The following is a 24,886-nucleotide window of genomic DNA, read 5'->3' as shown; positions in this document are numbered from 1 at the left end:
GTCAGGCACCGACGCTCTTCTCCGTCAAGCCGCCCGCAAGGACGTGGGCATGCACGTGGAAGACGGTTTGTCCGGCAGAGGCACCGGTGTTGAATACCAAGCGGAAGTCCCCGTCGGCATGCTCATGCGCGACAGAATTCGCGACGGAGATCACGTCGGCCAGAAGCTGCGGATCGCCTGCGGCAAGTTCGACCACGTCACGGTACTGATCCGTGCGTGGGAAAACCACGACGTGCAGCGGCGCCTGAGGCGCGATGTCCTTGATAGCCACCACGGTGTCGGTGCTGGCGACGACCTCGGCGGGGATCTCCCCGTTCATGATGCGCGTGAACACGCTGGGCTCGCTCATTCCCCCAGTCTAGTCAGCGCGCACGTACGCGGACGGGGTCACCAGCGGCGAAGCGCCACGTTCATCACGGCAATCGCTGCCGGCCCGGCGGTGGATGTGCGCAGCACCGTTTCGCCCAGTCGAGCCAGGCGCGCCCCGGCGTCGGCCAGTGCCTCAAGTTCCTCGGCTGCGATTCCGCCCTCGGGGCCGACAACAAGCAGAATGTCGGATTCGTCCGCGTTCCACTGCAGTTCGCTGAGCGCCTCGGTGCCCTGCGGCTCGAGCACCACCACGCGGCTCGTGCGGGCTCGGGCGAGCAGGTCGGCGGTCGAGGAGAGCTCAGCCACCGTCGGCAACCACGCACGGTGCGCTTGCTTGGCTGCCTCGCGCACGATGGTGTTCCATCGTGCGCGACCCTTGGTCGCCTTGGCGGCGTCCCAACGCGACACGCTCCGCGCGGCTTGCCACGGAACGATCTCGTCTACACCGAGTTCGGTCGCTGCCTGGATCGCGAGCTCATCCCGATCGGTCTTCGCCAGTGCCTGCACTAACACCAGTCGTGGGCGCACCGGCGCCACATCGTCGCGCGATTCGATGCGCACGATGACCTCGGACGGGCTGACCGACTCGACGACACCGGTCAGCCATGCGCCGTGTCCGTCCCCGACTGTCACGGCTTCGCCGACGCGAACGCGCCGCACCTTCGCTGCATGGTGGGCCTCGGCACCGGTGAGCGCGACCTCATCGCCCGCGCTCGCGCTGAGAGGGCCTTCGAGCAGGAAGTGCAGTGCCACCGTCAGCCCCGGAAGCGGTCGCGGAGCTTCGCGAAGAGTCCTTGATGGAACTCGGCGAGCTTCGGCGACGGGGCATGGGTGCGCTTGGCGAAGTCTTCGATGAGCGCGCGCTCCTTCGATCCCAGGCGCGTCGGGGTGACGACGTGAACGCCGACACGCAGATCGCCTCGGTTGGTCCCTCGCAGCGGCGTGATCCCGCGCCCCTTGATCGTGAGGACGTCACCCGACTGCACGCCCGGGCGAATCTCGAGATCGACCTTGCCGTCGAGCGATTCGATCGAGGTCGTGGTGCCGAGGATCGCATCGCTCATCGAGACCTCGAGTGTGGCGAGCAGGTCATCACCCTCCCGCGAAAACACGTCGTGCGAGTTGACAGTGACCTCCAGGTACAGGTCGCCGTTCGGGCCACCCGCCGGGCCAACCTCGCCCGAACCGGGCAGCTGCAGTCGCAGTCCGTTCTCGACGCCCGCCGGGATGTCGAGTGACACGGTGCGCCGCGAACGCACACGACCCTGCCCCTGGCACGTGGCGCACGGGTACGGGATCGTGGTGCCGTAGCCCTGACACACGTTGCACGGCGCGTTGGTGACGACATTGCCGAGCAGGCTGCGCACCTGACGCTGCACGTGCCCGGATCCGTGACAGATGTCGCACGTGACCGGTGAGGTACCCGGCTGGCAGCACGACCCTTCGCACGTGTCGCACAACACGGCAGTGTCTACCTCGATATCACGGTGCACGCCGAAGACGACGTCACCCAGGTCGAGCGTGACCCGCACGAGAGCGTCCTGCCCACGCTCGCGACGAGAGCGCGGACGCCCACTGCGGCCGCCACCCCCGCCACCGCCGAAGAACGTCTCGAAGATGTCGTTGAAGCCGCCGAATCCGGCTGCTCCCCCGAAGCCGCCCTGGTCGCCGCCCATGTCATAGCGCGCGCGCTGGTCGGGGTCGCTCAGTACGTCGTACGCATGGGTGACGAGTTTGAAGCGCTCGGATGCTTCTTCTCCCGGATTCACATCGGGGTGCAGTTCACGGGCGAGGCGGCGGTACGCCTTCTTGATCTCGTCGGTCGTTGCTTCGCGAGAAACGCCCAGTACTTCGTAGTGGTCAGCCACGTTAGCCTTCCTGCCGCGCCGTGCGCGGGTCGTGTTCGGGTGCGAGCCTGCCTCAGCGGCTCGAGTCGTCTTCTTCCAGTAGTCGGGTGAGGTAACGCGCGACCGCGCGCACCGCTGCCATGTTCGTGGGGTAGTCCATGCGCGTCGGGCCAAGGAGCCCCACGCGCGCTCCCGATCCGGGAGCGTCGTAGTCACTGGTGACGACGGATGCTTCGCCCAGACCGAACGCGTCGTTCTCGCGTCCGATGCTGGCTGCCAGCCCGTTGTCACCGGCCACCATCTCGCCCATGAGTCGCAGAATCGTCACTTGCTGTTCGATCGCCTCCAGCAGCGGATACAAACTGCCTCGGAAGTCCGCCTCGCGGCGCGCAAGAGTCGCGCTGCCGGCCATCACCAATCGGTCCTGCCGGAATTCTTCGAGATCTTCGGCTACGGCCTTCGCGAGCAGGCTCATCGCCACGTTCCAGCGCTGGGCCGATTCTGCTCCATCGACCAGTCGCGACTCGATGCGCTGCACGCCGTCCTTCACCGAGCGACCGACCAGGAGAGCGCCGAGTTCCGCCCGCATTCGCCCAAGCTCGACCTCGTCGAACTCGTCGCGCACGAGCGACACCCGCTGTGAGACCCGCCCGGTATCGGTGACAACGATCACGAGCATCCGTCCGCCGCCCAGCTGGACGAGCTCGACGTGCGAAACGTTCGCACGTTCGAACGACGGGTACTGAACCATGGCGACCTGACCGGTCAGCTGTGTGAGCGCACGCACCGTGCGCGTGAGCGCGTCGTCGAGGTCGGCGGGGTCTTCGAGGAACGTGGCGATCGCGGCACGTTGCGCGGACGATAGCGGGCGCAGTTCTGCCAAGTGGTCGACGAAGACGCGGTACCCCTTGTCCGTCGGGATCCGCCCCGATGAGGTGTGAGGCGCAACGATCAGTTCCTCGTCTTCGAGCAGGGCCATGTCGTTGCGGATCGTCGCCGCAGAAACACCGAACGCGTGTCGGTCGACAATGGTCTTGCTCCCGACCGGCTCGTGCGTGTCGACATAGTCCTGAACGATGGCGCGAAGCACCTGGAGCCCTCGTTCACTGACCACGATGCATCCTCCCCGCTGGCACTCATCAATCGTGAGTGCCAATTCTATCCCGGACGCGCCAAGCCCCGTCCTCGCGCTCCCAGTATGGCGAGGCTGGCAGGTATCCCCCTACGATGACTCGCGTGGATGACACGCGCGCGTCGACGGCGACGGTATCGACCAGCTTGGGCACTGTCCGGGGATCGTCAGAAGGCGGCATCCGGCGCTTCCTCGGGATTCCCTACGCGATGCCGCCGTTCGGCGAACGCCGCTTCGCCCTTCCCGAACCTGTCACGGCGTGGTCGGAGGAACGGGATGCCACGGCGTTCGGCCCGACGGCTCCGCAGCATCCGTATCAGGGCTCGATCGGAGAACTGCTGTCGAGTGTCGAGATCGACGGCGACGACATCCTGACGGTCAACGTGTGGTCACCTGCCGACGCGGACGGGCTTCCGGTGATGGTGTGGTTCCACGGCGGCGCGCTCGAGCGGGGCACACCGGCCCTGTCCGCGTACGACGGGACCACCTTCGCGCGCGATGGCGTCGTGTTCGTCTCTGTCGCCTACCGATTAGGGTCGGAAGGGTTCTCGGTGCTCGATGACGCACCGCGCAATCTGGGACTGGCCGATGCCGCGGCGGGTTTGCAGTGGGTGCACCGCGAAATCGCCGCTTTCGGGGGCGACCCCGACCGCATCACTATCGTCGGAGAGTCCGCCGGCGGAGCGTTGGTCGCCGCTTTGCTGACGCGCCCCGACACGGCGCCGCTGGTGGCTGCAGCGGTCATCGAGTCGGGTCCCCTGATCGCCGAATCTCCGGGTCGTGCGGGGCGCGTCACGCGCGCGATCGCCAAGCGTCTGGGCATCCCCGCCACCCGAGAAGCGTTCTCGCAGATGCCCCCCGACCAGCTTCTCGATGCCCGTCGCGAACTGGCTGCCGGATCCACCCCGCTGCGCGGCGCCCCCAGCTTCGCTCTCGCACTCGACGACGGCTCGTTGCCGCGCTCCCCGCATGAGGCGCTCGCGTCGGTCGATGTTCCGCTCATCATCGGAACGAACACTGACGAATATCGTCTGTGGTTCCCGCCTGCAGCACTCGAGAGAATCACCCCGCTCACCCTCTTCATCGCACGCACCGCGCTCGGAATCTCGCGCCGCGCGGTCGGTGCCTACAAGTCCGCATGGCCCGGGGCCACGACCGGAGAGATCTTCGGCCAGTTGGCCACCGACGTTCTGCTTCGCGGTCCGATGGTCTCCGTCGCGCGCGCTCGCTCCGCCCCGACGTACGTCTACGAGTTCGCCTGGCCGAGCCCGGTGCGCGGACTCCGCGCGGCACACGCGCTCGAAATCGGGTTCGTGTTCGATTCCCTAGACTCCCCCGACACCCGCCGTATGGCGGGAGCACACGCGCCCCAGGCCCTTGCTGACCGGATGCACCGGGATTGGGTGCAGTTGATCCGCACCGGCGACCCGGGGTGGCCCGCCTTCGACGAGGCCGGCCAAGCGCTTCGCTACGACGAAGAGACCACCACGGTGCCGCTCCCCCGCGGCGACGCGCTCGCGACCCTCCCCGCTCCGCGCGTGCGCTGAATCAGTCGGTCACCCGACGCACCACCGCGTCGGCGAGAAGGCGTCCTCGACGAGTGAGCACCAACTGTCCGCGCAACGCGGCAGCCGCGTCGATGAGTTCGTCTGCGATGAGGGATGCCACTTCCCTGCGCCCCCGCTCGCTGAGCGACGCAATGGCCAGGCCCTCGCGAATGCGGCTGCGCAGCAATACGTCTTCGAGTGCGCGCGAATCGTGATCAGGTTGTTCACGCCCCATCGCGGGGCTATCCCCCACCCGCACGCGCTGCGCGTAGGCCGCGGGGTGCTTCACATTCCAAAACCGCACACCGGCGATGTGACTATGCGCGCCGGGGCCGAACCCCCACCAATCGGCTCCTTGCCAGTAGGCAAGGTTGTGGCGCGAACGTTGGTCGGGTGTGCGCGCCCAGTTCGATACCTCATACCAGTCGAACCCGGCCGCCTCCAGCGACTCGTCGACCACTTCGTACATGTCGGCTTGCAGATCATCGTCGGGTGCGGGCACCTCGCCTCGACGGATCTGACGGGCGAGCTTGGTTCCATCCTCGATGATCAACGCGTACGCCGATATGTGGTCGGGATTCAGCGCAACGGCGGTCTGTACCGACAGCCGCCAGTCATCGAGTGATTCGCCGGGCGCCCCATAGATGAGATCCACGCTGACATCCAGACCCGCGTCGCGCGCCGCGGCCACCGCTGTGGCAACATTCGCGGGATCGTGCGTGCGATCGAGCGCCGCAAGAACATGCGGCACCGCCGACTGCATACCGATCGATAGTCGCGTCACCCCGGACGCGGCAAGTTGGTGGGCGACCGCGGGCGTCACGGTGTCCGGGTTCGCCTCAACCGTCACCTCAGCACCGGGCACGATGCCGAATGTGTCGATCGCTCCTCGCAGCATCCGTCCGAGATCCCCCGCGGGAAGGAGCGTGGGCGTACCGCCGCCGAAGAACACGGTCGACATCGGGCGCACTCCGCCCGCGCGACGAAGCACCCCGTGAGCGAGGGCGAGCTCATGCAACACCGTGTCGGCGTACTGATCCTGTCGTGCACCGCGCAGTTCGTCCGACGTGTACGTGTTGAAATCGCAGTATCCGCAGCGTACGCGACAGAAGGGCACGTGGAGGTAGGCGCTGAAGGGCGTCTGCGGATCGATACGTGCGTCCTCCGGCAGGTCGCCGGTCGCGGGTACGGGGTCGCCCACGGGCAACGGGCCGGCCATCAGCGGATCACGCGGGTGTGTTGTACAGCGGCGAAATCGCGCGCAGGTAGCGGGTGAAGAGCTCACGGCGTCGACGACGCACGAGTGCCGGCACGACGCGGTACAGCAACGCGGAGGGTGCATCGAAAGCCCGGACGGTGAACCACACCTCGTCGTTGTCGAGCCATTCGATCATCAGGGACTCTTCACCGCTGACGACCGACTCACCCACAGTGCCGAGTGCGTAGCCGACTCGTCGTGGTTCATCCACAACGAAAATCACCCGCAACTCGGCATCCGCCCGCTGGCCGGCGACGCGACCGGCGACGCGCACAGTCGTCCCCGGAGCAACGTAGGGAGTGCCGTCGGCGTCGTAACGCAAGTCCGCCTCGGCACGACTGGGTGCGATCGGGTTCCCCTCAGAGTCGAAGCTCACTCCCGAATACATCGGGCCCGATGCGGGGCGCACGTCCGAGAGCGTAAGTCCCGCGCCACGTTGCGCAGCCCAGGACATCAGCAACTCGCCGGCGGCGCGAAATCGCGTCTCACCGCTGCCGATGCGCCACGACTGTTCCGCAGGGATGCTCCGCTCGGGAGGGTAATGCATCAGGTCGGCTGCCTGAGTCGCGCCCACAGCGGCATAGTCGACAGTGTCGTCGTTAAAACTCCCGCGGCGCATGAGAACCAGCCTACTTCTCGTTCCTGGATGACCGATCGCCCGCCGTGCGCGGGAAGCGGCATCCGATCACTTCTTCTCTTTGCCCTCGGTGTCACCGGAAAGCGCAGCGATGAACGCTTCTTGAGGCACTTCGACGCGCCCGACCATCTTCATGCGCTTCTTACCCTCTTTTTGCTTCTCGAGGAGCTTGCGCTTGCGGGTGATGTCACCGCCGTAGCACTTCGCAAGGACGTCCTTGCGGATAGCGCGGATGTTCTCGCGCGCGATGATGCGGGCGCCGATTGCCGCTTGGATCGGCACTTCGAACTGCTGACGCGGAATGAGTTTGCGCAGCCGCTCGGTCATCAGCGTGCCGTAGGCGTATGCCTTGTCACGGTGCACGATCGAGCTGAACGCGTCGACCTTTTCACCCTGGAGCAGGATGTCGACCTTCACCAGATCGGCCGTCTGCGCACCGGCCGGCTCGTAGTCGAGGCTCGCGTAACCCTGCGTCTTCGACTTCAGCTGATCGAAGAAGTCGAACACGATCTCGCCGAGGGGCATGTGATAGCGCAGCTCGACGCGGTCTTCGCTGAGGTAATCCATGCCCAGGAGCGATCCGCGGCGCGACTGGCACAGTTCCATTACCGTGCCGACGTAGTCCTTGGGGAGAAGGATGCCGACCTTGACGACCGGTTCGGAAACCTCCGCAACACGACCGTCCGGATACTCGCTCGGGTTGGTCACGGTGACCGTCTCGCCGGTATCGGTGTGAACCTCGTACGTCACGGACGGCGCCGTGGTGATGAGGTCGAGGTCGAACTCGCGCGATAGTCGCTCGGTGATGATCTCGAGGTGCAGCAGTCCCAGGAAGCCGCACCGGAACCCGAAGCCCAACGCGACCGACGTCTCGGGCTCGTACTGCAGTGAGGCGTCAGAGAGCTTGAGCTTGTCAAGCGCCTCGCGCAGATCGCCGTAGTCGCTGCCGTCGATCGGGTAGATGCCCGAGAAGACCATCGGCTTCGGGTCGGTGTACCCGGCCAACGCATCAGCGGCTGGCTTGCGCTGATTCGTGATCGTGTCGCCGACCTTCGACTGGCGCACGTCCTTCACCCCCGTGATCAGGTAGCCGACCTCACCGACGCCGAGGCCCTTCGTCGGGATCGGCTCGGGGCTCGAGACGCCGATCTCGAGGAGTTCGTGGGTGGCGCGCGTCGACATCATCTGAATGCGTTCGCGAGGCTCGAGCTTGCCGTCGACCATGCGGACATAGGTGACCACACCGCGGTAGGGGTCGTAGACGGAGTCGAAGATCATCGCGCGGGCGGGGGCCTCAGCATCGCCCCGCGGCGCAGGAATCTGCTCGACGATGCGGTCGAGCAGAGTTTCGACACCCATTCCGGTCTTGCCACTCACCCGCAGAACATCCTCGGGCGAACCACCAATGAGGTTGGCCAGCTCCGCGGCGTACTTCTCGGGATCGGCGGCGGGAAGATCGATCTTGTTGAGCACGGGGATGATCTGAAGGTCGTTCTCCAGCGCCAGGTACAAGTTGGCCAGCGTCTGGGCTTCGATGCCTTGCGCGGCATCCACGAGGAGAATCGCCCCCTCGCACGCGGCCAGCGAGCGGCTCACTTCGTACGTGAAGTCGACGTGACCCGGCGTGTCGATCATGTTGAGCGCGAAGGTCTCGCCCTCGACCTGCCACGGCATGCGCACCGCTTGCGACTTGATCGTGATGCCGCGCTCTCGCTCGATGTCCATGCGATCGAGGTACTGAGCACGCATATCGCGGTCGGCGACCACGCCAGTGATCTGCAGCATGCGGTCAGCCAGCGTCGACTTTCCGTGGTCGATGTGGGCGATGATGCAGAAATTGCGAATCTGCGCCGGAGGGGTGGCAGACGGCTCGAGAGGCTTCAGGGCGCGCGGTGACATGTCGGAACGATTCTACGGTGCACAGCGGCCACAACCGTGCCGACCAGATCTTCGCGATCTCGGAGCGCATGCCCAGGGCATCCGAATAACGTGATCTCATGCGTGTTCAGGTCGTTCTCGTACACGGCATCCGCACGTCCGCCACCATGTGGCGATCTCAAGTCGAGCACCTCGGACGCCGAGGCATTGGCGTCCACGCAGTGGATCTCCCGGGGCACGGCAGCAGGATGAGCGAGCCGTTCACCCTCGAGGGTGCATTCGCCACCATCGACGAGGCAGTTCTGCGTGCTGCCGATCGTGGCCCCGTGCTCCTGGCGGGACACTCGATGGGCGGGCTGCTCTCGATCGAGTACGCGGGCCGCGCCGAGCCGCCTCCGGTCGCCGCGTTCATCGCCGCCTCGTGCACAGCGATCCCCCGCGGCGTCGGCCTGGCGACGTACCGCACACTCGCCGGCGGCTTTGACCGACTGCCTGATCGCGGAATGTGGATGACGAACCGGGTGCTCGACCGGACCCTGCCACCCGAGACGCGCGCGGACTTCGGGGCGGGTGGGTACGCACTGGATGCTCAGGATGTTGCGCTTCGCAGCTTGTCGGTGCTCGATCTCCTGGCCGCCCTGGAGCGAATCTCGGTGCCCCTGTGGTTCATCAACGGCCAATACGACCAGTTGCGCGTGAATGAGCGTCTGTTTACTCGGGTCGCCTCGCATGCCGAGCTCATCGTGGTGCCGCGGACGACACATCTGGTCACGGCAATGCGGCCCGGCGTTTTCAACGCGCTTCTCAACCTGGCGATCACGACCATCCAGGAGACCTGATAGACTGGGTGACTGACTTGCGCGTGTGGGATTCCCATCCACACGACCGCTGTGAAGCACCCCTCTACTGCTGATCGGCACATCTCCAATTCACTCTGAACGAAAGAACGTCGACACGTGGCGAACATCAAGTCGCAGATCAAGCGCAACAAGACCAACGAGAAGGCGCGCGAGCGCAACAAGGCCGTCAAGAGCGAGCTGAAGACGCAGGTGCGCCGCACCCGCGAGGCTATCGCGTCCGGCGACAAGGCCGCTGCTGAGAAGGCTCTGGCGACCGCGTCGAAGAAGCTCGACAAGGCCGTGAGCAAGGGTGTCATTCACCGCAACCAGGCCGCGAACCGCAAGTCGGCTATCGCCAAGCAGGTTTCGAGCCTCTGACGCTTACCTCTTGAAAAGGCCCGCTCCGATTGGAGCGGGCCTTCTTCGTGCGCTCAGCCGTCAGGAACCGTACGCGGAACGAGTCGCGATGACGGTGACCAGCCTTTCGACCGCGAACACGGAGTCGCGTGACGCACCCTTGACCTCAGCGTCGGCGCGCGCCGCGGCCTGGATCGCCATCGACAAACTCGCTTCGTTCCACCCCGTGAGGTCACGACGGGCACGGTCGACTTGCCAGTCTTTGAGCCCCAGCCGCGACGCGAGCGCGGACGCCGATTCGCGATGGCCGGCCACGCGTGCCATCGTCCGCAGCTTCATGGCGATGGCCGCCACCAGCGGGACAGGGTCAGCACCGGACGCGAGTGCGTGCCGCAGCGCCACCAGCGCGTCACCGTAGCGGCCCGCGATCGCGGTATCGGCGACCGTGAACGCGGATGTCTCAACGCGTCCGCCGTAGTACCGTTCGACGATGTCTTCGGTGATGTCGCCCGGAACATCGGCGATCAGCTGTTGACATGCTGCCGCCAACTCGGTGACATCGTCCGCAAACGCTCCCACAAGGGCCCGCAGAGCAGGGGGCGCGATTCGGCGCCGTGCGGCCTGGAACTCTCCGCTTGCGAAATCGAAGCGATCGGAATCGCGCTTGATCGCGGGGCACGCGATCTCGATCCCTCCCCCGGTTCCCGCGCGCACCGCGTCGAGAAGCTTCTTGCCGCGCACACTCGCGCCGGTGTGGCGCAACACCACGGTGGCACCTTCTTGGGGCGCCTCGAGGTACGCCACCGCCTCGGCCAAGAATGCATCGGTGCATTTTTCCACGCCCGCCACACGAACCAATCGGGGTTCCCCGAACAGTGAAGGCGACGTCACCCCGAGCAGCGTTCCGGCGGCATAGTCGTCGGCACGGACGTCAGTGACTTCGAGGCTGGCATCTTCGGCCCGAAGCACATCGCGAAGCCCAGCGATCGCCCGCTCAGCGCATACATCCTCGGGGCCGGACACCAGGACAATCGGGGCGGGGCGCGGCTCACGCCACGACACCTGAGGGATGTTGCTTCGAGCGGTGCGCGATGCAGGACGACGTGCGGCGGGACTCACGGATCCAGCCTACGCGCGAGGACCGACGTCGTCCGGCACCTCACGGGTGCTCGCGCCACAAGCGGAGCTCACCCTCGTGGGCGCTGACGGCCACCACGCCGCTCTCATCCGAGCGCACCGTGCGTGCACCGATCGCATCGAGCACATCGAGAATCTCTTGCCGCGGATGCCCGTAGGTGTTCTCGGTGCCCACCGGGATCAATGCGAGAGCGGGACGTGTTGCCTCGTAGAGCTCGACACACTGATCTGCGCTGCCATGATGAGCCACCTTCACGATCGCGTACCTCGGCAGCAGTGCTCCCGTCGCACGGATCGCGCACTGCGGAGATTCCGACAAGTCACCCAAGAGCAGCACGTCGCCGAGATCCGGCGTGGTCACCTCCACCACGACGCTCGCATCGTTCCCGGCCCGTGTCGCCGCACTCGCGCGAGGCCACAGAATCCGCCATGTTCCGTCTCCAAGCGCTCCACTCGCGCCCGCCTGCACGGCCACAGTCTCGGCGCCCGCGTTGCGTAGTCGCTGCAGCGTGTCCTCCCCCTCGGGGTTGGCCGGCCCGTGGATCACGGTGTCAACGCGACCCACCACTGCGTCGGCACCGCCCACGTGGTCGAGGTCGAAGTGAGTGAGAACGAGGACGTCAATCCGTGTGACTCCGGCACGCGTGAGGCACGCGTCCAACGCGACGTCGGTCGGCCCGGTATCGATGAGCGCCACCTCGTCGGCGGAACGCATCAGAATCGCATCCCCCTGACCGACATCGCACATCAGGAGCTGCCAGTCTCGCGGAACGGTCCATGCCCCGGCGACGGACCCGAGGGAGGCAGTACCCACCATCACGCCCACCAATATCGCCAGCGTCGCGTGTGCCAGGCTGCGCGCGGCGCGGGCGCGCCCGCGGTCGCCGTGCACCGTCACTGCGAGCACGATGACGCCCCCGACCACGCACAGGAGCGCGGCTCCACCCCATCCCTCCACCCAGCCGAGCGTGCCGCCCGGCAATCCCGCGGCGGTGTGGGCGGTACCGGCGATCCACGACGCGGGCAACCAGGTCAATGCCACCAGGCCGTCACGCAACCATGGCGCCCACGGAGTAAGACAGGCCGCGAGGCCCAACACCGTGGCAACGGGCGCCGCAGGCGCGGCGAGGATGTTGGCAACGACGCCGTAGACCGGCACCGAGGGTTCGATCAGTACCAGCAGCGGTCCGCACGCGAGTTGAGCCGAGAGCGGCACAGCGATCGTGAGCGCCAGGGGCCGCGGCATCCATCGTCCTAATCCCGACGCGAGCGGACGCGCGAGGACGAGCAGTGCACCCGTGGCTGCTGCTGACAACGCGAAGCCCAGCGAGGTTGCCAGCCAAGGGTCGAGCATCAGGAGAACGGTGACAGCGAGTGCGAGTGTAGCCAGCCCCGCGCCCGGTCTGCCGCACAACAGGGCCAGCAGGGCGATGCTCGCCATCATTCCGGCGCGCACAACGCTGGGCTCTGGGGTGACCAGCAGGATGAACCCGACCAGCGTCGACGCTCCCGCCATCACCCGGAGCACGCGCCCTCCCCCGAGTGCGGCCGTCACCGCGAACGCGATGCCCACGACGAGTGCGCAATTCGCTCCCGACACCGCGGTCAAATGCGAAAGCGATGACGCCTTCATGTCGGCGTCGAGGTCCGCACCGACGAGTGCGGTATCGCCCACTGCCAATCCCGGGATGAGCTCTGCACCGCTACCGGGTAGCTCTCGGGCGGATGCCACGAGGGTACGCCGCAAGTGGGCGGTGGCCGCGAATATGCCTGTCGGAGGGTTCAGAACCTCCGCTCCCTGGGACGCACGCACATTGAGCACGGCCCGATCCCCGGGGTCGGCGTGTCGGGCCGTACCGTGCACCACGACGACGGCACCAGCATCGATGTCCGACGCCCCGGGGAGCCATTCGGGATCCAGGCGCACAGTCACCTCGGCCCACACCGCCTTCGAGTTCTCCCCCACATCGACACGGGTAGCCAGCGCGTCGAAGGCGGCCGAGCCGTCCGTGCGCCGCTCCACCTTTCCCACCACGATCACCTCGAGCGTCACCGCTCGCCCGCCGCTCACGCTCAATTCGAGGACGTTCTCGCGCTGTGGTTGAGCGAGCGCCACATGGCTCGACACTGTCGCGGCCGCGACCAGCGCCAACCCGACGACAGCCATACCCGCGTGCCGCTGCCACGTGCCTCGCCCTCTTCCCCGCATCGCAAGCAGGAACGCCCCGACGCACAGCCACGCCACCATCGCCACGCCACCCGCAAGGGCAGGGGTGAGCGTGACGAGCGCGGCTGCGGACCACGCGGCCGCCGCGACGGGCACCAGACGTGCTCCACTCACGCTCACACCACGACCAGATCGCGCAGGGCGTCGAGCATCTTCTCGCCGATACCCGGAACGGCCAGCAAGTCTTCGACGCTGGTGAACGTGCCGTGCTCGTCGCGCCAATCAATGATGCGTTGCGCGATCGCCGGGCCAATGCGGGGCAACGTGTCCAGCGCGGCGACGTCGGCGGTGTTGAGGTTCACCCGCCCGTCACCGGGAGCACCCGCCGGCTCCGCGGGTGTCGCGATCTGTTCCCCGGGCGTCGGCACATACAACTGCTCGCCGTCGGTGACGACGCGAGCGAGGTTGACCGCCGAGCGATCTGCGTCGTCCGCGAATCCGCCGGCTGCCGCCACCGCATCGACGACGCGGGCACCGGCCGCTAAGACGTACAGTCCGGGCGCACGCACCGCCCCCGCCACGTGCACGTACAGCTCCGCGGGTGCGGCATCCGGAGCCGGCGTGACCGCAGGAGCGTCCACGGTGTCGGATGCCACGGGCACAGGCTCCGTCGGCGCGAGCGCGCCGCGCACGATTCCGATCCCCACCGTGAGCGCAAGCGCCGCGAGGGCGAGCACGATGATCGTCCCCACGCCGAACCGTCGGCGAGCAACGTTCGTCGCAGAAGGGTCGGTCTCGGCCACCCGCCAACGCTATGCAGGCGCCGATGGCCCCATCCCTGTTCCGCACAAGATGTGCAGAGCTCGCACGACAAGCCCTCCCGGGGAGGAGGGTGCTACTTCGTGCTGAAGCTCACGACCTTCGGCGGACGCACCACTGCACGAGTGATCTCGCGATCCCCCAGCGATCGAACGACGCGCTCGTCGGCGCGCGCGAGACGCTCGAGCTCGGCACTGTCGATCTTCGCGGGGACGTCGAGGGTCGCCCTCACCTTGCCGTCGATCTGGATCACAGCCTTGACCGAGTCCTCCACCAGGAGCATCGGGTCGGCGTTTCGCCACGGAACCAAGCCCACGAACCCGTCGTAGCCGAGGATCTCCCACATCTCCTCCGCGGTGTGCGGGGCGAACAGGTCGAGGATCATCGCCGTCGCTTCGGCGGCCTCGCGCACGGCGGGGTCGCTGGCGCCGGCCCCGGCGTCGATGACCTTGCGCGTGCTGTTGACGAGGTCCATCAGGCGCGCCACGACGACGTTGAACTTCGTCTGGTCGATCAGTGCGGGGGCATCTGCGAGCAATCGGTGGGTGACGCGCCGCAGGGACGCGTCGCCCTCGGCCCACACCACACTGGTCTCGCTGTCGACGTCTTGAGCCACACGAAGGGCGCGGGACAGGAACTTCTGGGCGCCGGTGGTCGACACGTCGTTCCAGTCTTTGTCGTCCTCTACCGGACCGGCGAATGCCAGCGCGACACGCAGCGCGTCCGCACCGTGAGCGTCGATTTCGTCCTTGAACAACACCAGGTTGCCCTTGCTCTTGGACATCTTCGCGCCGCCCAGGATCACCATGCCCTGGTTGATGAGCGACGAGAACGGCTCGGTGAACTCGACGTATCCCATGTCGAACAGCACCTTGGTGATGAAGCGCGCGTACAGCAGGTGAAGAATCGCGTGCTCGACACCGCCGACGTACGCGTCGACCGGTGCCCACTTGTCTGCTTCCTTCGGAGGAAACGCCTGCGTCGCGTCGTTCGGCGCGAGGAAGCGCAGGAAGTACCACGAACTGTCGACAAACGTGTCCATCGTGTCGGGGTCGCGCAGCGCGGGTGCACCCGTCTCGGGATCAGTGGTGCGAATCCACTCCTCCGCGCCACCCAGCGGCGACGTGCCCTTGGGTGTGAGATCCAGCCCGGCAGCATCCGGCAGCACCAGCGGAAGCTGGTCGTCCGGGACGGGCACAATGCGCCCGTCATCGGTGTGGATCATCGGGATCGGCGTACCCCAGAAACGCTGACGCGAGATCAACCAATCGCGCAGACGGTACGTCTTCGCGGCGCGGCCGGTGCCACGCGACTCAAGCTGCTCGATCGCACGCGCGATGGCGTTACGCTTGCTCAGTCCGTCGAGGGGGCCGGAGTTGATCATGCGACCGTCGCCGGTCAGCGCGATGCCGGTCTTGGCGGGATCGATCGAGTCGAGCGAGTCCTCCTCGGTACCCGGGTCGATCGGAACGCCGTCGTCGTCGAGCTCGATCACCGGGATGGCACCGGTGATCGGCGCCGTGGTGTCGACGACGACCTTGATCGGCAGGTCGAACGCGCGCGCGAAGTCGAGGTCACGCTGGTCGTGCGCGGGGACGGCCATCACTGCGCCGTGCCCGTAGTCAGCAAGCACGTAGTCGGCGGCCCAGACCGGCAAGCGCTCACCGTTGACCGGGTTGATGGCGTAGCGGTCGAGGAACACACCCGTCTTCGGGCGGTCGGTGCTCTGGCGCTCGATGTCGGATTCTTTCTGCACGGCATCGAGGTACTTCGCGAAGCGCTCACGCACCTCGTCGGAAGAGCCCGCCACGAGCTCTGCAGCGAGATCGCTGTCGGGCGCGACGACGAAGAAGGTCGCGCCGTGCAGCGTGTCGGGTCGGGTCGAGAACACCGTGATCTTCTCGTCGCGTCCTTCGATCTCGAAGTCGATGTCGGCACCCACCGAGCGGCCGATCCAGTTGCGCTGCATCTGCAGCACCTTGTGCGGCCAAAAGCCCTCGAGCTGGTTCAGGTCGTCCAGCAGTCGATCGGCATAGTCCGTGATCTTGAAGTACCACTGCGTGAGCTTCTTCTTCACGACCTCGCCACCGCAGCGCTCGCAGTGGCCGTCGACGACCTGCTCGTTCGCGAGCACGGTCTGGTCGTTCACGCACCAGTTGACCGGGCTCTCCTTGCGGTAGGCCAGACCGCGCTCGTGCATACGCTGGAACAACCACTGGTTCCAGCGGTAGTACTCGGGGTCGCTCGTGTGCAGTTCGCGGCTCCAGTCGAACGACACTCCGTAGGAGCGGAAGCCCGCCTTCTGCTGGTCAATGTTCGCGTACGTCCACTCGCGCGGTTCTGCGCCGCGCTTGATCGCCGCGTTTTCTGCCGGAAGGCCGAAGGAATCCCATCCGATCGGGTTGAGCACGTTGTACCCGCGGTGACGCCACCCGCGCGCGACGATGTCGGAGTAGAGATAGTTCTCGGCGTGGCCCATGTGCAGGTCGCCGGACGGGTACGGGAACATCGCCAGCACGTACTTGCGCGGGCGAGTGTCTTCATCGCCTCCAGCGCGGAACGGATCGGCCTTCTCCCAACGCTCCTGCCACTTGCGCTGGATGGCGTGGGTGTCGAACCCGGTGGGTTCGGGAGCAGGGGTGTGACTCACGGGGCGAAACCAATCATGAAAGAGCTCGGGGGTGCGCGAGGCGCTCTTTCCAGATTACCCGACCGTACCCGCCCAGCTCGGCGGGAGCTCAGCACCGAGCGCGGCCAACGGCCCGCGCGCTTTGAGCGCTACTTCGGCTACCTCTTCGGCAGGATCGGAGCGCCACGTGATGCCCCCGCCAGCGCCGACGTACGCGCCGTCCGGGTGCATCACAATCGTGCGAATGACCATCGCGAGATCTGCTCGGCCGTCACCCGAGACCCAGCCGAAGCAGCCGGCGAAGATGCCGCGCGCACCACCTTCCAGAGCGTGCAGGATCGTCATCGCCGAGAGCTTGGGCGCGCCCGTCATACTGCCCGCGGGGAATGCGGCATCCCAGATCTGCCTCATCGTCACGCCGTTATTCAGTTCACCCGACACGGTGCTGACGAGCTGATGTACTGCCGGATACGACTCCACCACCAGCAACTCCTCGACCCGGACGCTTCCCGCGACGCTCACGCGAGACAGGTCATTGCGCATCAAGTCGACGATCATCACGTTCTCGGCGCGTTCCTTGGTGCTCATCTGAAGCTCGCGCGCGAGCGCCGCATCCGCGGCCGGATCCGAGCTGCGCGGCCGCGTTCCCTTGATCGGGCGGGTGCGCACGCGCCCTCCCGAAATCTCGAGAAACTGCTCCGGACTAGCGCTCGCCAGCGCGACGCCCTGGGCGCGGATCAGACCGCCGTGGTGGGCAGGCGTGACGCGACGCAATCGCTCGTACACCGCGAGCGGGTCCAGCCGGGGATCCTCAACGTGGAACCGTGTCGTCAAACACAGTTGATAGGCATCGCCGCGCGCGATCGCTTCGCGGCAGCATCCGATCAACTCCGCATATCGCTCGGCCGTGTGCCGAGCGTGGACGCCCCGGGAACTCGGCGGATCCTGGTGCACATGCGCCGCGCGAGTCCACCGGTGGCCGTGTGCGTGGTCGTCGCCGGTGGCCGCCCACCACATCTCGCGTCGCGAGTGATCGAACGCGAAGAAGAAGCGCGCACGCATCCACAGTTCGGAGGGGACGGACTCTCGACTGCGGTCAGAGAGAGGGTCGGATGCCGCGGGGGCGCCGGCTGCCGCGGCGGCCTCATCGTAGCCACGCCACCCGATCCATCCCCCACGAAACGGACTCCCCTCGGGCGGCGCTGCCGCGGTGCCCGCGCAGACAACATCACCGACGTCGGCGGGATCTTCTTCCACCTCGCCGACGCCGACCCAACTCCACCCGGAGGTCGCGTCCGGCCCGGCATCCAGCCAGAAGGTCGCCGGGAAGTCGGCCGCCAGATTCGCGTGCACGTGCGAAGGGTCCACCCAGCCCGGCCATCGAACGAGGGAAATCTCCGGCGGCATGAGTTCAGGCTACCGCCCGCACAGCGCACGCCCGGGGGCGTGCGCTGACACGTAGGCTCGTGCTGTGAACGACTCGCTGACGTGGCTTCTGGATGCCATCGCGTCGGTGGATCCGATCGCGCGAACGCTGATCGCCGGGATCGCGATCATGCTCGAAACCAGCGTGCTGATCGGGCTGATCGTGCCCGGCGACAGCATCGTGATCATCGCCGGCACCGCCGTGGACTCATGGGCCGAGGGCATTGCCCTCGGCGTCGCCGTCGTGCTGGGCGCACTCGCGGGCGAATCGATCGGCTTCTGGCTGGGGCGACTACTGGGTCCGCGTATTCGACACTCCTGGGTCGGGCGACGTATCGGTGACGAAAACTGGGCGCGCTCCGAACGCTACGTCCGCCGTCGTGGCGGGATCGCGATCTTCATTTCCCGATTTCTCCCCGTGCTCCACTCGCTCGTCCCACTCACGGTGGGCATGACGTCGTACCCGTACCGGCGGTTTCTCGCGTGGACGCTCCCGGCCTGCGTGGTGTGGGCTGCGGTGTACATTCCCGTCGCCGCGCTCGCCGCGGGGACGTATCGCGAACTTGCAGACCAGTTGCACTTTGCCGGCTACCTGTTTGTCGCGGCGATCGTCGTGCTCGTTGTCGTGGTGGTCGTCGCCAAGAAGCTGGTGCATCGCCTGGAGGCACGCCACATGGAGCAAGACGAAGCCGACATGGAAGACTGAGGGGATGCCCGAGAACGACGTCGCACCCGAGCGCGCCAAGGTCCTCTGGTTCGCCCGGATGGAGTACCGCCTGCACGCGTGGCGCGAACGCCGCGCCCGCGCCCGCGGCAAGGTTCCGACCGTCACCCCATTCCCGGGGTACGGCGGGGACGGGTGGGCCCGAGTCCTCGGACGAGCGATGATCGTTCCGCCGCTGCCCACGTCTGACTCGGGCGAACTGGCGAGCGTACGCGGATGGCGCAGCTTTGTGGCCGTGCCGATCGGCTACGCGCAGGTCAGCGTGACGATCGGCGGCGTGACCCACGACGTCGTGGCCGACCGCGGCGGCGTCATCGATGAGGTGATCCCCGCCGATCTCGAGCCGGGCTGGCAAACATTCACGATGTCGGTGGAAGGCGGGGAACCCGTGGAGTCGCGGGTATTCGTCGTCGGCTCTGACGTCCGCTTCGGCGTCGTATCTGACGTCGATGACACAGTGATGGTGACGGCGTTGCCGCGCCCGCTCATTGCCGCGTGGAACTCGTTCGTCGTGGACGTGCACGCCCGGCAGCCCGTGGCGGGCATGGCTGTCCTTTTGGGTCGGGTCGCCCAGAGCAGGCCCGGAACCCCGCTGATCTATCTGTCAACGGGAGCGTGGAATGTCGCTCCCACGCTCAGCCAGTTTCTTCGACGGCACCTCTTCCCCGCGGGGGCGCTGCTGCTGACGGATTGGGGACCGACGCACGATCGCTGGTTCCGTAGCGGTGTCATCCACAAGTCGGAGAATCTTCGCCGCCTCGCCGAGGAGTTCCCTCACGTCAAGTGGTTGCTGATCGGAGACGATGGCCAACACGACGACGCCATTTACACGGAGTTCGCCAACGACCATCCCGATAAGGTCGCCGCTGTGGCCATTCGGCGCCTCTCCGCTGCAGAGGCGGTGCTGGCCGGAGGACGGACGGCCGTCAATGACCACGCCGCAGAGAACGTTCCCTGGGTGACCGAGAAAGATGGTGCGGGTCTCCTCGAACAACTCGAAGCGCTGGAGATCATTCCGCGCTGATTGACGTTCAGGGCCGCGCGCTGATCTCCACCGCGCGCACGGCAGCCAGCACCTCTTCCGACGCCGCGAGTGCGCCATCGACGAGATCGGCGGCCGACGCGGCGCCAGTGTTCCAGTCGTCGATCGCGTCGGCTGGCAAGAGCAACGGCATCCGGTCATGAATATGGGCGAGCGCTGGTGTCGCTGGCCGCATCACGATCGAGTAGCACGTGTACTCCGCGCCGTCGGCCGTCCTGCCCGGCTGCGTGACAGCGGCCATCGCGAACAGATCGAGCGCTCCGGGTGCGAAAGAGAACCACTGCCGCTGCGGCTTCTGCATCTCGAACCACGATGTCGCCGGAACGATCGCGCGCTCCGGCGGCCGCCCCGAACGATCGCGCAAACGCTCAGACCTCGTGTTGATCGAGGGGAACCGTGCGGGTGCCCCCTGAACGAGGTAGCCCCACCACGCGAGTTCACACGTGCGGGCGCTGCCCGCCCCGCGGATAATCGGGTTCAGATTGCGGAGGTTCTTGCCTGTGGGAAGCAGGGTCTCCCCTTCATTGCGCTCCGCCCAGAGACGCAAGTCGTCGATCACCTGTGCGTCTTCACCCAAGACGCCGTCGGAATCGGTGAAACGCGGGTCGAGGCCATAGCTTGCGCACATGGCCCCACCCTAGCGACGGCCACCGACGCCGGGTCGGCGGTCGTCGAGCCTGTGTCCAGCAGCGCCGCGTACCCTCGAGGAGTGTCCGTCACCCCTGTCATTGATACGCGCGTGCTCCCGCGCGACCGATGGCGAACTCTCGAAACGGCACATCACGAGCGCGCCGATGCGCTGACTGCCGGTCATCGCGAACGAGCAGCACGCGGGCAGACGCACCCGGTCGAGGACTTCCTGTTCACCTACTACTCGTACAAGCCCGCCGTCCTGCGTCGCTGGCACCCCGGCCAGGGCGTCGAACTACGAGAAGCCGACGACACCGAGCGTCGAAACTGGCGCTGGTACGCCGAAGGCGCCGCCTCCGGCTCGCTCCGCGTCGACACCGCGGGGTTCCGCGAACGGTACGGCGCGCTGATCCTCAACATCCGCCGCATCCTCGTGGCGACGACCGGCCGCACGGCGAACTTCCGGTGCTTCGGTTTGCATGAGTGGGCCATGGTCTACCGAGAGGACGAGCACCGGCATCCGGTCCCCCTTCGACTGGGTGGGACCGGGACAGATGCCGTCGTCGAGGCGCACGACTTGGCCTGCACCCACTTCGATGCGTATCGCTTCTTCACACCCGAGGCCGTGCCGCGAAACGCGACGCCCCTCGACCGGGCCTCACAGGTCGCGCGCGAGCAACCGGGATGCCTGCACGCCGGTATGGATCTGTACAAGTGGGCGATCAAGCTCGGGCCGCTCGTGCCTGGCGACCTCCTGCTGGACACCTTCGAACTCGCTCGGGACATTCGAGTGCTCGATATGCGGGCATCGCCCTACGACCTCACCGACTGGGGATACGAAGCCGTGGCGATCGAAACCGCCGCGGGCAAGGCCGACTATGTGCGCGGGCAGCGAGGCTTCGCCGAGCGCGGTGAGGCCTTGCGCACGCGCCTCATCTCGGTCATCGACGGCGAATCGAACTGACCTCACGTTCTCAGGGAGTCAGCGCACGCCCCGCGGCCGTGAGCTCCAGGCGCAACGTGGCCACGCGCTGCGCTGCTTCGTCCAGGCGCTGTTCCGTAAGTTCTCCGCGTTCCACGGCATCGACGATCCCATCGACGATGCGTCCAGCCGTTCGAGGAGTGGAATACAGCACGGTCAACACCATGTCGTTTCCGGCTGCCAAGGCGGCAACGGCGTTGGTCACGGGGTCGTCGTAGTCCGCGATTCCGGATGCTTCGAGCATGCCGAGATCGTCGGTGATCGCCACGCCGTCGAAGCCAAGCTCTTCGCGCGCGATGCGGTGCCACTCGGTCGACAACGTCGCAGGTTCGTCATCGACCGAGGTGTACCGCAAGTGGCCGAACATCACCAGCGGAGCACCGGCATCCACACCGGTCTCGAACGGCAGCCCGTCGGATGTACGCCACCGGTCATAGTCCAGATCGGTCGAGGGGATGCCCGCGTGCGAATCCCCGGGTGCCGCGCCGTGCCCCGGGAAGTGCTTGAGCGTCGAGGCGGCCATCGCACCCTCCCCCTCAACAGCAGCAGCCACTCGAGCCGCCGCTGATGTCGGGGATGTCCCCAGCGCACGCCGGTAGATGAACATTCCCGGGTCGTCGGTCTCATCGGCGACCACGCCGAAGTTGACGCCGATTCCGGCGCGCGCCACCAGAGCGGCGCGGCCAGCGAAGGCGTCACGAGTGTTCTCCGGGGGCTCGTTCTTCAGCGTCAGCGATGAAGGAAAGTCATCCCACGGGAGCCGGGAAACATCGCCACCCTCCTGGTCGATGGCGATCAGCGGCTCGAAGGTCGAATCGACAACCAACGCGTCCGTGAGCGATCGAAGTGCGCTTTCGGATGCCGGGATGTTGCTTCCCATCAGCAGGAACCCACCGAGGCCATCCTCGGCCATGTAATCGCGCAGCTGGCTCTTGCTCTGCGTGGGGACATGCCCCATGACGACGCTGGCCGCCTTCTCGCGTAGCGTCATCGCCGCCACGCGCGCTCGAGCCGTCTCGGCGATGTCAGCGTCACTGGCAGCGACGGCGCGGACCGTCGCGGGCGGGAGTGCGGTGGCCGTGGCATCCAGATCTCCCACGTCCTCACTGGCCGCCGCTGATCCCGAAACCAGGGTCGCCATCACCGTCACCACGGCGAACGCCGTGACGGCGAGCCGTGCAGAGCCGCGCCGGTCAGCCATGCTCTCCTTCATCGGCGCGGGCGAGCGCGTATTGCTCGGCGAAGCTCAGCGGCGCCGCGGTGACGATGGCGTGCACGAACGCGAGCTTCTCTTCCACCGGACCGACGATATCGAACGGGTAGAGATCACCGAATCCCATCGACCGATTGATGCGGTTGAAGGCCTCAGACATCCACTCCCAGTCTTCGAGCAGGCGTTCGATGGACTGCTCTTCGTACGACTCGCGCGGCTTCACATCCGCCGTCCGCACAGGCGAAACGGCGGCGTCAAGGTGGACGCCCAACACCGCGGCGGTCTGGAGCGTTCCGGTGATGTGCAGGTAGTGCGCGAACGTCTCGGCGAAGTCCTCCCACGGGTGCATCGTGGCGTACTCCGAGATGAAACGGGTGTGCCAGTCGGCGGGCGCACCGACCGAGTAGTGATGTTTGAGGGCGTCCTGATAGCTCGTGCGCTCATCCCCGAAGAGTTCACGGCATCGCGCCCAGGTGGCCTCATCAGTGATGAGCACGTTCTGGAAATAGTGGCCGACCTCGTGTCGCAGGTGGCCAAGGATCGTCCGGTACGGCTCCCCCAGGCGCACGCGGAGCGCCTCTCGCCGATCGTCGAGGCTCTCGGCGAGGTCGATCGTGATGATGCCGCGCGAATGACCGATCACCACGCGACTGCCATCGCTGAGGCTCGAGAGCAGATCGAATCCCAGCCCGCCCTCCCGGGCATCCCAGGGAGTAATCGGCAGCCCCAGGTCACTCAGTTGCAGGATCAGCCGACGCTTCGCCTCTTCAGTCTTCGCGAGCTTCTCCAGAGCGATCGTGTCGTCTGCGTCGGGCTTGCGGCGGGTGAGACGGCATGAGAAGCAACGCCCCGCGGGTGCGTCGTCCTGCACCAACCAGTTACACGACCATTCACGGTTCGAACACGGGTACAGCTGGCGCTCATCGAGGTCGACGCGGCCGGATACCAGCAGGTGAAAGCGCCGTGTCACGACGTCATAGCCGATGTCAGCCCCACACCGCGGGCATGTCAGCGTGTCGAGGTAAACGAAGCGGCGACACGAAGGACAGTGGGGCTGCGAGGTCACGTGTTCACCGTAGCGCGCTCGGATGCCGCAGGTTCCCGATCCGACGTTCAGACACAGCTCGTAGAATTTCGCACGTGCCGCTCGCGAAAATCCTCCTCTACTACGTCTTCACGCCCTTGGCAGACCCCGAAGCCGTCCGCCTGTGGCAGCGCGACCTTGCCGACTCTCTCGGACTCCGCGGTCGTGTGCTGATCTCACGTGATGGCCTCAACGGCACGCTCGGTGGCGACATGGCGTCCCTCAAGCGGTACGTGCGCAAGACCAAGGAGTACGCGCCGTTCCGCGACATCGATTTCAAGTGGAGCGATGGATCGGGTCTCGATGAGGGAGGGCACAGCAAAGACTTCCCGAAGCTGAGCGTGAAGGTGCGCGACGAGGTGGTGTCGTTCGGTGCGCCGGATGAACTGCAGGTCGACGCGAACGGTGTTGTCGGCGGCGGCATCCACCTCTCCCCCGAACAAGTCCATGATCTCGTGGCCGAGCGCGGGGACGACGTCGTCTTCTTCGATGGCCGCAATGCGTTGGAAGCGGCGATCGGTCGCTTCAAGAATGCTGTCGTGCCCGATGTGGAGACCACGCGAGACTTCGTACGGCTGCTGGATTCGGGGCAGTTTGACGACCTCAAGGGCAAGCCGATCGTGACGTATTGCACGGGCGGTATCCGCTGCGAAGTGCTCTCGAGCCTGATGGTCAGCCGCGGCTTCGACGAGGTCTACCAGCTCGACGGCGGGATCGTGCGGTACGGCGAGCGGTTCGGCGACGATGGACTGTGGGATGGCTCACTGTACGTGTTCGACAAGCGCGGATCGGTTGACTTCAGCGACCACGCAGCGCTCATCGGCGAATGCCACCGCTGCGGCTCAGCGACCAATCGCACGGCCAATTGCGCGGATGCCGCATGCGACACGCAGTTCGTGCTGTGCGCAACCTGCGACACGGCGATGTGCTCTTCGCACGAGCCGGCGTCCGTCTGAGTCGCGCCCGAGGGCACAACGCACAAGCCCACTCATCGGCCGCCCCGCGGTCAGTAGGACCGACTGCGTCGGTGCGCTCTTGGCCTTCGTCCTCATCATCGCCGTGCTGATGCTGATCGTCAACCTCGGCCAGCAGCTCTAGGTCCCCCCGCCGAGCCGCTGCCGCTGCGGCATCGACGCCGAGTGAGTCACGTGAAGGGCCTATCAATCTTTT

General features: G+C 66.5%; 22 protein-coding genes. 7 read left to right on the top strand and 15 right to left on the bottom strand.

Annotation, left to right across the window (positions count from 1 at the left end):
• Position 1: 1 nt before the first annotated feature.
• Genes ON062_RS10180 through hrcA form a run of 4 tightly spaced genes read right to left on the bottom strand, consistent with a single transcriptional unit; the run spans position 2 to position 3,330 of the window.
• Positions 2-349 (bottom strand): HIT domain-containing protein, encoded by a 348-nt coding sequence (locus ON062_RS10180; protein ID WP_274647018.1) that lies wholly within the window; start codon positions 347-349, stop codon positions 2-4.
• Between the two features lie 38 nt (positions 350-387).
• Positions 388-1,122: a 16S rRNA (uracil(1498)-N(3))-methyltransferase gene (locus ON062_RS10175; RefSeq protein WP_274647017.1), complete on the bottom strand. Its 735-nt coding sequence runs from the start codon at positions 1,120-1,122 to the stop codon at positions 388-390.
• A 2-nt stretch (positions 1,123-1,124) separates the two neighbouring features.
• Complete coding sequence (dnaJ, locus tag ON062_RS10170; RefSeq protein ID WP_274647016.1) at positions 1,125-2,237, bottom strand: molecular chaperone DnaJ; 1,113 nt, start codon at positions 2,235-2,237, stop codon at positions 1,125-1,127.
• Positions 2,238-2,289: 52 nt separating this feature from the next.
• Positions 2,290-3,330, bottom strand: a complete 1,041-nt coding sequence (gene hrcA / locus ON062_RS10165; protein ID WP_274647015.1) for a heat-inducible transcriptional repressor HrcA — start codon at positions 3,328-3,330, stop codon at positions 2,290-2,292.
• Positions 3,331-3,443: 113 nt separating this feature from the next.
• Between hrcA and ON062_RS10160 the strand changes: the two genes are divergently transcribed.
• A complete protein-coding gene (locus ON062_RS10160) occupies positions 3,444-4,895 on the top strand; it encodes a carboxylesterase/lipase family protein (protein WP_274647014.1) in 1,452 nt (483 codons plus the stop codon).
• A gap of 1 nt (position 4,896) precedes the next feature.
• Here ON062_RS10160 and hemW read toward each other — a convergent pair whose 3' ends face one another.
• From hemW to lepA, 3 genes are all read right to left on the bottom strand, one after another.
• Positions 4,897-6,114 (bottom strand): radical SAM family heme chaperone HemW, encoded by a 1,218-nt coding sequence (gene hemW, locus ON062_RS10155; protein WP_274647013.1) that lies wholly within the window; start codon positions 6,112-6,114, stop codon positions 4,897-4,899.
• A gap of 7 nt (positions 6,115-6,121) precedes the next feature.
• Positions 6,122-6,772, bottom strand: coding sequence for a DUF1990 family protein (locus tag ON062_RS10150; RefSeq protein ID WP_274647012.1), 651 nt, complete (start codon positions 6,770-6,772; stop codon positions 6,122-6,124).
• A 66-nt stretch (positions 6,773-6,838) separates the two neighbouring features.
• Positions 6,839-8,689, bottom strand: a complete 1,851-nt coding sequence (lepA, locus tag ON062_RS10145) for a translation elongation factor 4 (protein ID WP_274647011.1) — start codon at positions 8,687-8,689, stop codon at positions 6,839-6,841.
• Positions 8,690-8,787: 98 nt separating this feature from the next.
• On the opposite strand from lepA, the gene ON062_RS10140 reads away from it, so the two are divergent.
• A complete protein-coding gene (locus ON062_RS10140; RefSeq protein WP_274647010.1) occupies positions 8,788-9,507 on the top strand; it encodes an alpha/beta fold hydrolase in 720 nt (239 codons plus the stop codon).
• A gap of 117 nt (positions 9,508-9,624) precedes the next feature.
• Positions 9,625-9,885 (top strand): 30S ribosomal protein S20, encoded by a 261-nt coding sequence (gene rpsT, locus ON062_RS10135; RefSeq protein ID WP_274647009.1) that lies wholly within the window; start codon positions 9,625-9,627, stop codon positions 9,883-9,885.
• A gap of 60 nt (positions 9,886-9,945) precedes the next feature.
• On the opposite strand, the gene holA is transcribed toward rpsT, so the two are convergent.
• The 5 genes from holA to ON062_RS10110 form a co-directional block, all read right to left on the bottom strand.
• A complete protein-coding gene (holA, locus tag ON062_RS10130) occupies positions 9,946-10,983 on the bottom strand; it encodes a DNA polymerase III subunit delta (protein ID WP_274647008.1) in 1,038 nt (345 codons plus the stop codon).
• Between the two features lie 40 nt (positions 10,984-11,023).
• Positions 11,024-13,342, bottom strand: coding sequence for a ComEC/Rec2 family competence protein (locus ON062_RS10125; RefSeq protein WP_274647007.1), 2,319 nt, complete (start codon positions 13,340-13,342; stop codon positions 11,024-11,026).
• 2 nt (positions 13,343-13,344) lie between these two features.
• Positions 13,345-13,971 (bottom strand): ComEA family DNA-binding protein, encoded by a 627-nt coding sequence (locus ON062_RS10120; protein WP_274647006.1) that lies wholly within the window; start codon positions 13,969-13,971, stop codon positions 13,345-13,347.
• Between the two features lie 92 nt (positions 13,972-14,063).
• Positions 14,064-16,637: a leucine--tRNA ligase gene (gene leuS / locus ON062_RS10115; RefSeq protein ID WP_274647005.1), complete on the bottom strand. Its 2,574-nt coding sequence runs from the start codon at positions 16,635-16,637 to the stop codon at positions 14,064-14,066.
• A gap of 54 nt (positions 16,638-16,691) precedes the next feature.
• Positions 16,692-18,023, bottom strand: a complete 1,332-nt coding sequence (locus ON062_RS10110; protein WP_274647004.1) for an anthranilate synthase component I family protein — start codon at positions 18,021-18,023, stop codon at positions 16,692-16,694.
• A 64-nt stretch (positions 18,024-18,087) separates the two neighbouring features.
• On the opposite strand from ON062_RS10110, the gene ON062_RS10105 reads away from it, so the two are divergent.
• Both ON062_RS10105 and ON062_RS10100 read left to right on the top strand, forming a co-directional pair.
• Positions 18,088-18,747, top strand: a complete 660-nt coding sequence (locus ON062_RS10105) for a DedA family protein (RefSeq protein ID WP_274647003.1) — start codon at positions 18,088-18,090, stop codon at positions 18,745-18,747.
• A 4-nt stretch (positions 18,748-18,751) separates the two neighbouring features.
• Entirely contained in the window at positions 18,752-19,789 is a 1,038-nt protein-coding gene (locus ON062_RS10100; RefSeq protein ID WP_274647002.1) for an App1 family protein, read from the top strand.
• Between the two features lie 7 nt (positions 19,790-19,796).
• Here the strand turns inward: ON062_RS10100 and ON062_RS10095 are convergent, their stop codons facing one another.
• Entirely contained in the window at positions 19,797-20,435 is a 639-nt protein-coding gene (locus ON062_RS10095) for an SOS response-associated peptidase family protein (protein ID WP_274647001.1), read from the bottom strand.
• Positions 20,436-20,516: 81 nt separating this feature from the next.
• On the opposite strand from ON062_RS10095, the gene ON062_RS10090 reads away from it, so the two are divergent.
• Positions 20,517-21,401, top strand: coding sequence for a 3-methyladenine DNA glycosylase (locus tag ON062_RS10090; protein ID WP_274647000.1), 885 nt, complete (start codon positions 20,517-20,519; stop codon positions 21,399-21,401).
• 10 nt (positions 21,402-21,411) lie between these two features.
• On the opposite strand, the gene ON062_RS10085 is transcribed toward ON062_RS10090, so the two are convergent.
• The gene (locus tag ON062_RS10085) at positions 21,412-22,620 is read right to left on the bottom strand and encodes a glycoside hydrolase family 3 N-terminal domain-containing protein (protein WP_274646999.1); all 1,209 of its coding nucleotides are present in this window, start codon (positions 22,618-22,620) and stop codon (positions 21,412-21,414) included.
• Positions 22,613-23,698 (bottom strand): putative zinc-binding metallopeptidase, encoded by a 1,086-nt coding sequence (locus ON062_RS10080; RefSeq protein WP_274646998.1) that lies wholly within the window; start codon positions 23,696-23,698, stop codon positions 22,613-22,615. Before ON062_RS10080 ends, ON062_RS10085 begins: the two co-directional genes overlap by 8 nt.
• 74 nt (positions 23,699-23,772) lie before the next feature.
• Between ON062_RS10080 and ON062_RS10075 the strand changes: the two genes are divergently transcribed.
• Positions 23,773-24,672, top strand: coding sequence for a rhodanese-related sulfurtransferase (locus ON062_RS10075; protein WP_274646997.1), 900 nt, complete (start codon positions 23,773-23,775; stop codon positions 24,670-24,672).
• The last annotated feature ends 214 nt before the right edge of the window (positions 24,673-24,886 follow it).

It is taken from the genome of Microbacterium sp. C7(2022) (assembly GCF_028823665.1).
Taxonomy (GTDB): domain Bacteria; phylum Actinomycetota; class Actinomycetes; order Actinomycetales; family Microbacteriaceae; genus Microbacterium.
The sequence above is the reverse complement of the archived record's forward strand: the minus strand, read 5'-3'. Positions and strand labels throughout refer to the sequence as shown.